The organism is Sulfitobacter sp. SK025, assembly GCF_003352105.1.
In the GTDB taxonomy this organism is placed as follows: Bacteria; Pseudomonadota; Alphaproteobacteria; order Rhodobacterales; family Rhodobacteraceae; genus Sulfitobacter; species Sulfitobacter pontiacus.
Window position 1 is genome coordinate 2893934 of sequence record NZ_CP025808.1, and the last position, 12296, is coordinate 2906229.

Genomic DNA, 12296 nt, shown 5'->3' on the forward strand with positions numbered 1-12296 from the left:
ATGTAAATGCGCACTAGTTCGCTGTTACCGCCGGCGCAGAGGGGATTTCTGCGCGCTCGATGACCGCGTCCGCCGGGCGTTCGAACCAGCCTTCGGCCTTATTTTGCTTGACCAAATAGTTCTCGATCGACTTTGCCGCATTCTGGCTGAGGTTCTTAAGCTGTTCTTCAGCAGTCTTGGTGTAGCCAGACCCGACAATAGGCCCCTGATCAAGGGATTCGAACACGGTGATCTGGTGCGGTTCGTCCGTAAGCTTCTTACCGGCGGCGTCGTCCCAAACGGTAAGGTTCAGGATCATGATCGACTTGGGCGCAAGCACAAGCGGAATACCCGGAGGGGCAAGAACATAGCCTTCGACACTGACGCCAAAGTGGTAATTGCGAGCGCCTTCATAGCGGTCAAAACGTTCGGCAATGGCGTCTTTGACAGCCGTCGTCAGCACCTCTTCACTGACTTCGCGGCTGATCGGTAGTTTCTGTACCTTCGGCGCGACAACGATGTTGTGGTATAGGTTAAAGTCACCCAAAGGCACCGCCGGCTTGTCGAGGTCGGATGCCCCGTTACACGCAGAAAGGACCACGATACTGATCAAAGCTGATAAAATTCGAACCATTTCATGCCTCCTCGGCGCATTTATGCCCTTTGCGATACCCTAAGGCTGAATAGGGTGCAACGTTTGCTAAAGTGGCACGCACTGGGAGGCGTGCTACCTTATGTCCGTCTGATTTAGGATCATTGCCATGGATCGCCCCCTGCCCGCCCGCGTGGCCTTGGTTAACCAACCCCTAAAGCGTTTCGAAGAAAACCTGAATCGCTGGGGATTCCCAAACTGGTCTGATTGTGATTCATCCTGTTTGGGAGGATGAACTATGTCAGCACCTTTGCCATCAGCGCTTCGGGCGCGGTTTCAGAAATATATTGAGGAAGGGCTAAGCGGGCGAGCGGCGGCAGCGCGCTTGAAGCTATCGCCAGCAACGGGCGCCCGATGGCGGCATCAGATCCAAACGACGGGCCGGGCTGATCCTGCCGTACAGGGTCGTCCAAAAGGGTCAGGGAAATTGGCACCCCATGTTAGTTTTTTCGAAGAGTTGATCACCCAAGACCCTGATATCACACTATTTGAGTTGCGTGATGCGCTTGCTGATGCAACCGGATTGCAAGTCCAGCACTCTGCTATCGGGCATCTGCTAAAGCGCCTCGGATTTACACACAAAAAAAGTCACTGGTCGCTACCGAACGTCACCGTGCCAAGGTGAGGCGACGACGTGAGGACTGGTTCACACACCGTTTGCCAGCCATTGCGCGGATGCCGGAAAGCGTTGTCTTTCTTGATGAAACAGCGGTCAAAACGAACCTCACCCGGCTGCGCGGTTGGGCTCCGCGTGGCGAACGCCTGACGATGGATGCGCCCTTCGGCAGTTGGGGAACCCAAACCCTGATTGCGGGGCTGACACATGAGGCTCTGATCGCACCTTGGGTGATCAATGGCGCGATGGATGGTCCTGCCTTCGCGGCCTATGTGCAGAAGGTCCTGATCCCTGAGATCGCGCCAGGCACGGCAGTCGTTCTCGACAATCTCGCGACCCATCACAACAAAGAAGCCGCTGCGGCGCTCAAGGCTCACGGATGCTGGTTCCTCTATCTGCCGCCATATTCGCCAGATCTGAACCCGATTGAGTTGGCTTTCTCCAAATTGAAGTCCCACCTTAGACGCATCAGTGCGCGATCATTCACCTCGGTGTTCGAAGCCCTTGGCGATATCTGCGCAATGTACTCCCCGCAGGAGTGTTCAAACTACTTTCAGGCTGCCGGATATGCCTCAGGTTAAATTAGAAATGCTTTAGGCCTGTTTCGCAGCCTCGCTATGGCGCGACGTAATGTGCTTAGCATTATTCCTGAAATAGCTGTCAAACAGCCGATGGTCTCTGGCAAAATGGGCAAGCGTTGGCACATGGTTATGGACCCGACTGCCATCCGCGAGATGCTGTTGGATCGGGTTGACGACTACCCCAAATCCTTGGTGACAAAAAACCCTTTGCGCCCCGCGATCGGAGAATCCCTTTTCATTGCGGAGGGTGCGCATTGGCGCTGGCAACGCCGCGCGGTGGCACCGGCCTTTTCGCACCGCAATATGCTAAACCTGTCGCCCATCATGACCGCAGCAGCGCAAAGGTCGGCCGACCGGATCGCCGACGCTGGCCCGCGGGCCATCAATATGCTGGACGAGATGGTCACGTCGACATTCGACGTCATCTCGGATGTCACATTCTCGGGCGGCGACGGGTTTGACCGCGACGCCGTGCACCGCGCCATTGACGACTATATTGCAGAGGCCGGGAAACTGAGCCTTTTCGATATTCTTGGCTTGCCAGACTGGCTTCCGCGCCCAGGACGGGCGATGTCGGGCCGTGCCCTGAAAGACATGAAACGCATTGCCGACGGCGCGATAGATGCGCGGGCCGAACGGGGGCCCAGCGATACGCCGGACCTACTGGATCTTCTCCTTGATGGCACCGACCCCAAGACCAAACGTCAGATGAATACGGCCGAGCTACGGGACAATCTGTTAACCTTCATCGTCGCAGGGCATGAGACGACGGCCCTTACCCTGTCTTGGGCGCTCTATCTGATGGGCTTTGATCAGGCCGTGCAGCAGAAAGCCCGCGCCGAGGCGCAAACCGTGTTGCAGGGGCGCGCGGCGACGGGTGCAGACGTCGAAAACCTAACATACATCCGCCAAATTATCGACGAAACCCTGCGCCTGTACCCGCCAGCGGGGGTGATTTCACGCACCGCGCAGAGAAACGACACCTTGTGCGGCAGGGAAGTTCGGCCCGGCGATACTGTCATGGTGCCGATTTATGCGCTTGGCCGCCATCAGCAGCTTTGGGATCAGCCCGATGTTTTCGACCCCGACCGTTTCAAAGATCGCAAAGCGATCGACCGATACGCCTACCTGCCCTTTGGCGATGGCCCGCGTATCTGCATCGGCGCGTCCTTTGCGCAGCAAGAGGCGGTGATCATCCTTGCGACCTTGCTTTCGCGGTTTCGTTTCACACCGGTCGCCGGGAAAAGCCCTGAACCGGTTATGATCCTGACCCTACGCCCCGAAGGCGGAGTATGGTTAACCGCAACGCCTGCCTAGTCGCAAATCCGCCGCAGGTCGCCCCAGGCGTTCGCGTCGACAATAGCTGAGTATTCAGACTGCGTGCGCGCCGCATCTTGCGCTGCGGCGATGCGGTCATCGAATGATGGATGGCTCAGGAAATGGGCCATCAATGGGTTCGCTTCGCCTTGGGTCTGGCGCATGCGCTCGAACATGGCCCCCATCGCTTTCGGAGACACGCCCGCAGTTGCCAGAAGTTTATGTCCGAACGCGTCTGCCTCTGTTTCGGCCTGCTGGGTATAGGTCGCGCTGATCAAACGCTCTGCCAGAAACAACACCACTGCTCCGCCTGCGAAGTCACCGAACAAAAGCCCCAACACGCCAATCGATCCGGCGGATCGCAACGCATGGCGTGTCGGGTCTCGACTGACAACATGACCAATTTCATGCGCCAGCACAGCGGCGACCTCATCCGGGGACTGGGCTTGTTGGATCAGCCCGTCGAACAGCACGACAATCCCGCCGGGTAGCGCAAAAGCGTTCACCATCGGGTGGTCCAGGACCAGGACAGTCAAATCCTGCACCGGCCCTTCGCCCGTGTTAAGCGCGGTGATCATGCTGGTGAGCGCCGCTTCGCCCGCCGAGGCGTCACAAATGGCGAGGGGCTGCATGCCGCTTTCGTCCAAGGCCCTGCGAATTTGGCCCAATGTCGCCTCACCCAAGGCGGCCTCTCCTGCTGGTGGGATGAAATTCGCCAAGCGGTCCGCCAGAAATGGCACCAGCACTGTAATCTGAAGCAGAACGGCCGCGACGGCTGCGATTGCCCAAGCGAACAAGCGGCCCCGCCCTCGGGCCGGCGCAGGACGCCGGGCGGCAGGAAGATGTTGTAGCAGCGTCTTATCCGCAACGATAAGCCGCGCCAGCGGATCTGTAACTGAGCGCAGGGTATAGTCTTTCCCACGCGCCTGATCGGGCACCAACCGAATATCGCCAAGCCGCCAGAAGATAATATCTTCGCTATCCAATCCAATCTGCAGATTATCGTTCGCAATATGCAGGCTGACATCTTCGGCAACCGGATGATCACCATCAAAATATGCCGCCCCCATGCCGTTAAACCCGACGCTCATATCGCGGCTCCCAGGTCCAACGCCTCTGCAAACCCTTCGGCTTCGGCAAAGTCATCCCGCCCTGACTGGCTGATGCTTTGCAAACCGTCATACCGCGGAAGCGCACAGGTTTTGGCCATGTGACGCATTAACGGAAAGGTGACGAATGTGTTGTAGCAAACGTTCCACATCAAAAAGACCGAGAGGTAAAAGCCCGCCAACACCACGATCGCCAAAGCCCGCGGGATCGGAAGCGTTTCAATGTCGATCCCTAAATCAAACCCCATAAAGGCGCTTGGTCCAATGACGACAAATGCCCCTAAAACTAGCAAAAACACCCCCAGAACGAGGACGGAATATGCGATAAAGCTGCCGAAAACGTAGATGAACGCGATACGCGGTGCGCTTAGCCTCGACGTTATGGCAATACCATTCGCTGTCTTGTGGTTTGCCATTATTCTTTTCGAAACAAAGCGATAGTGCACTGCACCGTAGACCATGCCTAGCAAGCTCACGGGGAAAAGGAGCAACCACCAAGCGCCTTGCATAGAAAATGCTGCGCCCTGCCCGTCAGCCAGCGTTTCGAGCATCTGCAAGGCGAAGCCCGACGTGTCGAAAGTCTGGGGCGCGGCAGATATGTACGCGTAGGCCACGCTACCAAGAAGCAGCAAGGTGAACAAAGCAAACGGAATCGCGGCACGATAGAGCATGCCCCAACGCCCCCCTTGATGCAGCTGTGCCGATCCGAAAAAGGTGCGGTCCGTCATGTATTTTTCAAGGTAGAAGGTCATACGTGGCCAAAGCAGCCCTAGCGAGAAAATGGTGACCAGCCAATGCAGCATAGCGCGCCAGACATACCCCCACGCACCCTTATCAAGGCCAAACCGCACCCCGCGCCATCGCGTCCGTCCCAAGACGTACCGTCGCGCACGATATCGGGCATAGAACCACAGGGGAACAACCCCGAATCCCGCTGCGAAGTACCCTAAGGTCGCGCTCGAAAACACCGAGAAGCTGACGAACATCAGAATCAGATTAATGATTCCGATGTAGAAGGTGAGGATCACAACGGCGATAAAGAATCCCAATAGCTTTTCAATCGGATCGCCGACGTATTCCATCGGATGCCCGCCCGGCCGGATTGCGGACCAATACCATCGCCGCAAACGGGTCTTCATCCAGAACCGGTAAAACCCCAGCGTCATAATCGTGAGAAAACCGGTTTTGAACGCCAACCAAAAGAGCGCGCCGCGCCCCCCGACGAATTGAACCGACATCGCGGGTGCCGAACCACTGGGGTATGAAAGCTCGGCGTCACTCACGTCGCTTGCGATCAACCGAAGCGGTTATCACGCGGGAACCCACGCGGTGCCATGCGCCCCGCTGTCGCGCGTTTACCAGTCCATTCGGTCAGATCAGATTCGGTGCGTGTCCGTCCCGCGGGATCCTGCCAGCTTAGCCCGTTCTCGCGGCTAAACGTGATCGCATCAGACATGCCCCCGTCTTTGTATTTTTGCAGCCGCACACCTTTGCCGCGCCCCATTTCGGGAAGCTCGTCCAAGCCGAACACCAAGACTTTGCGATTTTCGCCCACAACGGCAACGGCATCCGCATCGCCGGTCACCGGCGCGCAAATCATTGCTTTCGCGTCGCCGCGCACGTTCAGCACCTGTTTACCGCTGCGTGTCTGCGCCAGAACATCATCCTCCGGCACGATAAATCCATCCCCGGCCGAGGAAGCCACCAATAGCTTGCGCCCCGCCTTGTGGATCAAAATATCGACAATTTGAACTTCGTTAGGCAGATCCACCATCAACCGCAATGGCTCCCCCATGCCGCGCCCGCCGGGCAAGGTCGATGCAGACACCGTGTAAAAGCGCCCGTTCGACCCGAAAACCAGCAGCCTGTCTGTTGTCTCTGCATGGAAAATAAAGCGGGGGCCGTCCCCATCCTTGAACTTCAACTCGCGGTTCAGATCGATATGTCCCGTCATCGCACGGATCCAGCCCATCTGCGAACAGACAACTGTAATCGGTTCGCGGTCGATCATCGCCTCCAGCGGGACTTCCTCGATCACGCCAGCTTCGGAGAAGCTCGTTCTACGACGACCGATGTTCTTACCGTCCAGCGACCAGTCCTTGCCGAACTGCTTTTTCGTCTCGCGCAGCTGGTCGATGATCGTATCCCATTGGGTACCTTCATTTTCCAGCAGATCTTCGAGGCCCGAGCGCTCCTCCATCAAGGCGGATTGCTCGCGCAGCAATTCGATTTCTTCCAACCGGCGCAACGACCGCAGGCGCATGTTCAAAATCGCGTCGGCTTGAACTTCGGATAGCGCGTTTTCTGTGGAGGGCGCTGGCGGTACATAGCTCGCCTCGTCCATCGCGCGCACGTGATCTTTACCCCAATCCTCGGCCATCAACGCCGATTTCGGGTCCTCGTCATAGCGAATGATATCAATCACGCGATCGAGGTTAAGAAACGCGACGATAAAACCTTCCAAGACCTCTAGGCGGTGGTCGATTTTCTCCATCCGGTGGGTCGAGCGCCGCTGAAGCACCTCGCGCCGGTGATCAAGAAATGCGCGCAGCACTTCCTTCATCGAACATACTTTAGGCGTCACCCCGTCGATCAAGACGTTCATGTTCAACGAGAATCGCACCTCAAGATCAGAGCTGCGATACAGCATCCCCATCAGGACCTCGGGATCAACGTTCTTGGAACGCGGCTCGATGATTAGGCGAATATCGTCGGCCGATTCGTCGCGTACATCGCCCAGAATCGGAATCTTCTTGGTCTGAATAAGCTCTGCAATCTTTTCGATCAGCTTGGATTTCTGTACCTGATAGGGAATTTCAGTGATGACAATTTGCCAAGCACCGCGCCCCAGATCCTCTGTTTCCCACCGACAGCGCAGACGGAAACCGCCCTTACCCGTACGATAGGCATTCGCAATGTTTTCAGGGGGTTCAACGATAATACCGCCAGTCGGAAAATCGGGACCGGGAACGTATTTAAGCAAGGTATCGTCGCGGGCATCGGGCGTTTTGATCAGGTGGATACAGGCGTCCACCAGTTCCGAGATATTATGCGGCGGGATGTTGGTGGCCATGCCAACAGCGATACCCGACGACCCGTTTGCCAGAAGGTTCGGGAACTGCGCGGGCAGAACCGCAGGCTCGGTCAGTGTGCCGTCGTAATTCTCTCTAAAATCGACAGCATTTTCATTCAGACCTTCCAGCATGGCCTCGGCCACGGCGGTCATGCGCGCTTCGGTATATCGGCTTGCAGCGGGGTTATCCCCGTCGATGTTGCCAAAGTTCCCCTGCCCGTCAACCAACGGATAACGCACGTTAAAATCTTGCGCGAGACGCGCCATCGCATCGTAAATCGCAGCGTCGCCGTGCGGGTGATAGTTCCCCATTACGTCGCCGGAAATTTTCGCAGACTTCCGGAATCCCCCGGTGCTGTTAAGCCTCAGTTCACGCATCGCGAATAGAATTCGACGGTGAACGGGCTTTAACCCGTCGCGCGCATCGGGCAGCGCGCGGTGCATAATAGTAGAAAGCGCATAGGTCAGATACCGATCGCCCAATGCACGGCGCAAAGGCTCTGACGAATTGCGAGAATCTGGATCGGCGGGGGTGGTTACATCTGACATCTTCATTGTTTAGCCAAGGCCGCGAGACGCGGCAAGCGACTGTTTGGCGCGCAGCGCCCCAGCACGGTGTGCGGTGTCTCTGTCATGCAACTTTGCAAACATATTGGAACGATTTGGCAGCATTTTATGTTATACTTGATAATACAGCCTTGGGGAGACCTGCTGCGGGTCTAGGCTGTCTGCTATTTCGAGGAATGTGTGATGAAGCGGTTTATTTTGTTGACCTTCGGGTTTCTTGGTTGGGCATTCTACGAGATGAGCGGCGGGGCCGACTTTCAACCCGCGAGTGCTCAGATGGCTGCGAATGCAGACCAGATGCCAGCACAAGAGAATGAAATCACCGCCGAAACCTCAAACGAACCAGTCGAGACGGCAAAGGTCATCCCGGCGGTCGCGACGGCTCCGGTTGATACGACCCCGCCAGGTTTTGAAAGCACCGCGCAAGCTGATGATGCCGAACGCGTTTCTGTCACCCTCACCACCGCATTGAATACAGCGGACACCGGTGCTGCGACTGACGTATCGTATGTGCCTGTTGCCCAGAATATCGCGGCGAACGGGGCGGACACGCCAGCAATTATTCCCAGTCTGATTGTTCCGAATGACAGCGGTGCCGCGATCGTAGAAGCCCGTGCTGAAACGAACCTGAGCAGCGAAGCGGATATTCGTTCTGTATCCGGCAACCGTGTGAATGTCCGTGGTGGCCCCGGCACCGAGTTTCAGGTCGTGAGCAAGCTAGGTCGCGGCGATTCGGTCGAGATTATTCAGGATAACGGCGATGGATGGGTAAAGATGCGTCCCGTAGACGGCGGGCCAGAGGGCTGGATGGCCGATTTCCTGTTGTCGAACGGGTAACTCACCCAACTTTTTCCGAGACAGACTGTTAATGCAACAACGTACAATTTTAATTACCGGCTGCTCCTCCGGGATCGGCTACGCCGCTGCGCATGCATTGCGCGAACGCGGCTGGAGGGTTTTCGCTTCGTGCCGCCAAACGCGCGATTGCGAGAGGCTAGCCGCTGAAGGATTTGATGCGCCCCAGCTCGGCTATACGGATGCCAGTAGCATCGCCACTGCGGTGGATCACGTACTTGAGCAAACCGGTGGCACGCTCGATGCCCTTTATAACAACGGTGCCCATGCGACACCCGGTGCCGTCGAAGACCTTCCCACAGACGCGCTGCGCGAGATATTCGAAAGCAATTTCTTCGGCTGGCACGAGCTTACGCGCAAGATCATCCCTGTGATGCGGGCACAGGGCCACGGGCGCATTATTCAATGTTCGTCCGTCTTGGGATTTGTCACAATGCCGTGGCGTGGTGCTTACAATTCTACGAAATTCGCGCTGGAAGGCTTAACGGACACGCTGCGCATTGAACTGCGCGACACCCCCATTCACGTGACCCTGATCGAGCCCGGGCCCATTACATCCAACATCCGCGCGAACTCTATCCCGCACTTCGAGCGTTGGATCGATTGGAAAAGCTCTGCCCGAAAGGCGCAATACGAAAGCGCGTTGTTAGACAGGCTATACACTGCGAGAGGGCCCGACAGGTTCGAGCTTCCGCCACAAGCAGTCGTTGACAAGCTTATCCATGCGCTGGAGGCCGACCGCCCACGGCCGCGGTATTATGTCACGACACCGACGCGCATCTCGGGCATTTTAAAGCGTATTTTACCAACACGTGCCCTAGACTGGGTGCTCTCTCGATAAATTCGGGTTGCGCTACTGCATGACCCCGCTACATCTTTCAGCAACACAAAGGATGCTTATGTTCGCTGATCCGTTATATATCCTGACCGTCGTTGCCGTGATTGCGGTGGTTATCGTATTGATTTTTGGGCTTGGGGGCTTCGCTGGTGGCGGAGAATTCAATAAGCGCAATTCAAATAAACTTATGCGCATGCGCATCATCGCACAGTTCATCGCTGTCGTTCTCATCGTCATATATGTGTACCTGAGAAAGGACGCTGGCTGATGGTTGTTCTTAATAAAATCTACACCCGCACCGGCGACAAAGGCGAAACCGCGTTGGGAAACGGGGACCGTGTGGCCAAACACGACCTCCGGGTCGAGGCATATGGCACATCCGACGAATTGAATTGTTTTGTTGGTGTCGCGCGGCTTGAAGCGAAGGGCGAAACCGACGCCGCGCTGTCGCGTATCCAGAACGACCTGTTCGACCTGGGCGCTGACCTGTGCCGCCCCGATATGGAAGCGGATGCAGACGCGGAATACCCGCCTCTGCGCCTCGCGGCGGAACAGGTCGACAGGCTTGAACGTGAGATCGACGTGATGAACGCTGATCTGTCCCCGCTGAGAAGCTTTATTCTACCCGGCGGCACCGCACTTGCCGCGCATTTGCACGTGTGCCGGACAGTTGCCCGCCGCGCCGAACGGCTTGCGGTGCACCTGGCAGACAGAGATTCTATCAATCTGGCCACCGTCAAATATCTGAACCGGCTAAGCGATTGGTTTTTCGTCGCGGCGAGGGCTTCAAATAACGGCGGTAAGGACGATGTATTATGGGTGCCCGGGGTAAATCGCTAAGGCCGTCAGTCAGAAACGCCGCGTCGAAAGACAATAAATTACTATTTTTGACTGTTTTGCATTCGATTGCTTCGTTACACCGACGAAGAGTTCACATGATCGGGGCCGAACCGGCCCGGATCGTCAACTGAGGAGAGAGAACGCTCATGAAGGTACTGGTACCTGTAAAGCGCGTGATCGACTACAACGTGAAAGTACGCGTCAAAGCGGACGGCACGGGTGTTGATCTTGCCAACGTAAAGATGTCGATGAACCCGTTTGACGAGATTTCCGTCGAACAAGCGATCCGCATGAAAGAGGCCGGCCAGGTCGAAGAAGTTGTGGTCGTCTCTATCGGCGTAAAACAGGCGCAGGAAACACTGCGCACAGCGCTGGCAATGGGCGCGGACCGCGCGATTCTGATCGTGGCGGCCGACGATGTGCACAACGATATCGAGCCTTTGACCGTTGCCAAAATTCTGAAAGGCGTCGTCGAAGAAGAGAAGCCCGACCTTGTTCTTTGCGGTAAGCAGGCGATCGACAACGACATGAACGCCACGGGTCAGATGCTGTCCGCTCTGCTGGGGTGGTCGCAAGCGACTTTCGCCTCCAAAGTCGACATCGATGGCGACAGCGCTGTTGTGACACGTGAAGTCGACGGTGGTTTGCAGACTATTAAGGTTTCCATGCCTACAGTCGTGACTGTGGATCTTCGCCTGAACGAACCACGCTATGCGTCGCTACCCAACATCATGAAGGCAAAGAAAAAGCCTTTGGATGAAAAGACACCTGCCGATTATGGCGTCGAGGTTTCCAACCGTTTGGAAATCATCAAGACGGCTGAGCCAGCAGAACGTGCTGCGGGCGTCAAGGTCGAGTCGGTCGATGAACTGGTTGCGAAACTTAAAGAAGCGGGGGCTGTGTAATGGCTGTTCTACTCCTTGCAGAAGTAACTGATGGCGAACTGGCACTTGACGCGACATCCAAAGCCGTTGCTGCGGCCAAGATGCTCGGCGATGTTACTGTTCTCTGCGCTGGTGGTTCCGCCGCTGCGGCGGGCGAAGCGGCTGCGAAAATCAACGGTGTTTCCAAAGTTCTGGTCGCCGAGGATGAGACCCTTGGCCACCGCCTCGCGGAATCCACGGCGGCGTTGATCGTATCGCTCGCCGGTGATTACGATCACATCACCGCGCCAGCGACCACAGACGCCAAAAACGTGATGCCACGTGTTGCTGCGTTGCTTGACGTCATGTTGCTGTCCGATGTGTCCGGTGTTATCGACGCCGACACGTTCGAACGTCCCATCTATGCGGGCAACGCGATCCAGACGGTCAAATCCTCGGATCCGAAAAAGGTTATCACCTTCCGCACCACGACGTTTGACGCCGCGGGCGACGGTGGCTCCGCCTCTGTAGAGACGGTATCCGCTGCGGCCGATCCCGGCCTGTCTTCCTGGGTTGAAGACCACGTTGCAGAAAGCGATCGCCCCGAGCTGACATCGGCTGGCGTGGTTGTTTCCGGCGGCCGTGGCGTTGGCTCCGAAGAAGACTTCGCCTTGATCGAAAAGCTGGCTGACAAGCTGGGTGCTGCTGTTGGCGCTTCGCGCGCTGCCGTTGATTCGGGCTATGCGCCGAACGACTGGCAAGTTGGTCAGACCGGTAAGGTTGTCGCGCCCGAACTTTATGTGGCGGTTGGTATCTCCGGTGCGATCCAGCACTTGGCCGGCATGAAAGACAGCAAGATCATCGTCGCCATCAACAAAGACGAAGAAGCGCCGATCTTCCAGGTCGCGGACTATGGTCTGGTGGCAGATCTGTTCGAAGCCGTTCCCGAGCTGATCGAGAAACTGTAAGCCTTTAAGGTTTTCATGGATAAGGCCCGCAGTCACCT

13 protein-coding genes are annotated in these 12296 nt (G+C 56.7%); 9 read left to right on the plus strand and 4 right to left on the minus strand.

The features are described 5' to 3' along the window. Positions 1-13 precede the first annotated feature (13 nt). Complete coding sequence (locus C1J04_RS14150; protein ID WP_254655120.1) at positions 14-613, minus strand: hypothetical protein; 600 nt, start codon at positions 611-613, stop codon at positions 14-16. 256 nt (positions 614-869) lie between these two features. On the opposite strand from C1J04_RS14150, the gene C1J04_RS19780 reads away from it, so the two are divergent. The 3 genes from C1J04_RS19780 to C1J04_RS14160 are packed head-to-tail and all read left to right on the plus strand — an operon-like array spanning position 870 to position 3145. Then, the gene (locus C1J04_RS19780) at positions 870-1256 is read left to right on the plus strand and encodes a helix-turn-helix domain-containing protein (RefSeq protein ID WP_368074075.1); all 387 of its coding nucleotides are present in this window, start codon (positions 870-872) and stop codon (positions 1254-1256) included. Continuing rightward, a complete protein-coding gene (locus tag C1J04_RS14155) occupies positions 1253-1828 on the plus strand; it encodes an IS630 family transposase (protein WP_162797836.1) in 576 nt (191 codons plus the stop codon). The genes C1J04_RS19780 and C1J04_RS14155 overlap by 4 nt, the downstream gene beginning before the upstream one ends. 36 nt (positions 1829-1864) lie before the next feature. Next, positions 1865-3145 carry a cytochrome P450 gene (locus C1J04_RS14160; protein WP_254693840.1) on the plus strand — a complete coding sequence of 427 codons (1281 nt, stop codon included), beginning with the start codon at positions 1865-1867 and terminating at the stop codon, positions 3143-3145. Here the strand turns inward: C1J04_RS14160 and C1J04_RS14165 are convergent. From C1J04_RS14165 to C1J04_RS14175, 3 genes are read right to left on the minus strand one after another with little or no spacing between them, the layout of a single operon-like run. Next, the gene (locus C1J04_RS14165; RefSeq protein WP_009825311.1) at positions 3142-4236 is read right to left on the minus strand and encodes a M48 family metallopeptidase; all 1095 of its coding nucleotides are present in this window, start codon (positions 4234-4236) and stop codon (positions 3142-3144) included. The two genes, C1J04_RS14160 and C1J04_RS14165, sit on opposite strands and share 4 nt — an antisense overlap. Continuing rightward, positions 4233-5537 carry a DUF898 family protein gene (locus C1J04_RS14170; protein WP_254693841.1) on the minus strand — a complete coding sequence of 435 codons (1305 nt, stop codon included), beginning with the start codon at positions 5535-5537 and terminating at the stop codon, positions 4233-4235. Before C1J04_RS14170 ends, C1J04_RS14165 begins: the two co-directional genes overlap by 4 nt. 11 nt (positions 5538-5548) lie before the next feature. Continuing rightward, complete coding sequence (locus C1J04_RS14175) at positions 5549-7876, minus strand: DNA topoisomerase IV subunit A (protein WP_037953906.1); 2328 nt, start codon at positions 7874-7876, stop codon at positions 5549-5551. 201 nt (positions 7877-8077) lie between these two features. On the opposite strand from C1J04_RS14175, the gene C1J04_RS14180 reads away from it, so the two are divergent. The 6 genes from C1J04_RS14180 to C1J04_RS14205 all read left to right on the plus strand — a co-directional run bounded on the left by C1J04_RS14180 (position 8078) and on the right by C1J04_RS14205 (position 12258). Further along, entirely contained in the window at positions 8078-8731 is a 654-nt protein-coding gene (locus C1J04_RS14180) for an SH3 domain-containing protein (RefSeq protein WP_009825314.1), read from the plus strand. 31 nt (positions 8732-8762) lie between these two features. Continuing rightward, entirely contained in the window at positions 8763-9590 is an 828-nt protein-coding gene (locus C1J04_RS14185) for an SDR family oxidoreductase (RefSeq protein WP_009825315.1), read from the plus strand. 58 nt (positions 9591-9648) lie between these two features. Then, complete coding sequence (locus tag C1J04_RS14190) at positions 9649-9855, plus strand: twin transmembrane helix small protein (protein WP_037953908.1); 207 nt, start codon at positions 9649-9651, stop codon at positions 9853-9855. Then, positions 9855-10427 (plus strand): cob(I)yrinic acid a,c-diamide adenosyltransferase, encoded by a 573-nt coding sequence (locus C1J04_RS14195; protein WP_009825317.1) that lies wholly within the window; start codon positions 9855-9857, stop codon positions 10425-10427. The genes C1J04_RS14190 and C1J04_RS14195 overlap by 1 nt, the downstream gene beginning before the upstream one ends. A gap of 146 nt (positions 10428-10573) precedes the next feature. Then, positions 10574-11332, plus strand: coding sequence for an electron transfer flavoprotein subunit beta/FixA family protein (locus C1J04_RS14200; RefSeq protein WP_009825318.1), 759 nt, complete (start codon positions 10574-10576; stop codon positions 11330-11332). Further along, on the plus strand, positions 11332-12258 hold the full coding sequence (locus C1J04_RS14205; RefSeq protein ID WP_009825319.1) for an electron transfer flavoprotein subunit alpha/FixB family protein: 927 nt from the start codon (positions 11332-11334) through the stop codon (positions 12256-12258). Before C1J04_RS14200 ends, C1J04_RS14205 begins: the two co-directional genes overlap by 1 nt. The last annotated feature ends 38 nt before the right edge of the window (positions 12259-12296 follow it).

Coding starts and splice junctions, on each gene's coding strand:
- C1J04_RS14190 (WP_037953908.1), top strand. CDS start 9,649: ATGTTCGCTGATCCGTTATATATCCTGACCGTCGTTGCCGTGATTGCG.
- C1J04_RS14205 (WP_009825319.1), top strand. CDS start 11,332: ATGGCTGTTCTACTCCTTGCAGAAGTAACTGATGGCGAACTGGCACTT.
- C1J04_RS14195 (WP_009825317.1), top strand. CDS start 9,855: ATGGTTGTTCTTAATAAAATCTACACCCGCACCGGCGACAAAGGCGAA.
- C1J04_RS14150 (WP_254655120.1), bottom strand. CDS start 613: ATGGTTCGAATTTTATCAGCTTTGATCAGTATCGTGGTCCTTTCTGCG.
- C1J04_RS14185 (WP_009825315.1), top strand. CDS start 8,763: ATGCAACAACGTACAATTTTAATTACCGGCTGCTCCTCCGGGATCGGC.
- C1J04_RS14180 (WP_009825314.1), top strand. CDS start 8,078: ATGAAGCGGTTTATTTTGTTGACCTTCGGGTTTCTTGGTTGGGCATTC.
- C1J04_RS14165 (WP_009825311.1), bottom strand. CDS start 4,236: ATGAGCGTCGGGTTTAACGGCATGGGGGCGGCATATTTTGATGGTGAT.
- C1J04_RS14200 (WP_009825318.1), top strand. CDS start 10,574: ATGAAGGTACTGGTACCTGTAAAGCGCGTGATCGACTACAACGTGAAA.
- C1J04_RS14175 (WP_037953906.1), bottom strand. CDS start 7,876: ATGTCAGATGTAACCACCCCCGCCGATCCAGATTCTCGCAATTCGTCA.
- C1J04_RS14160 (WP_254693840.1), top strand. CDS start 1,865: ATGGCGCGACGTAATGTGCTTAGCATTATTCCTGAAATAGCTGTCAAA.
- C1J04_RS19780 (WP_368074075.1), top strand. CDS start 870: ATGTCAGCACCTTTGCCATCAGCGCTTCGGGCGCGGTTTCAGAAATAT.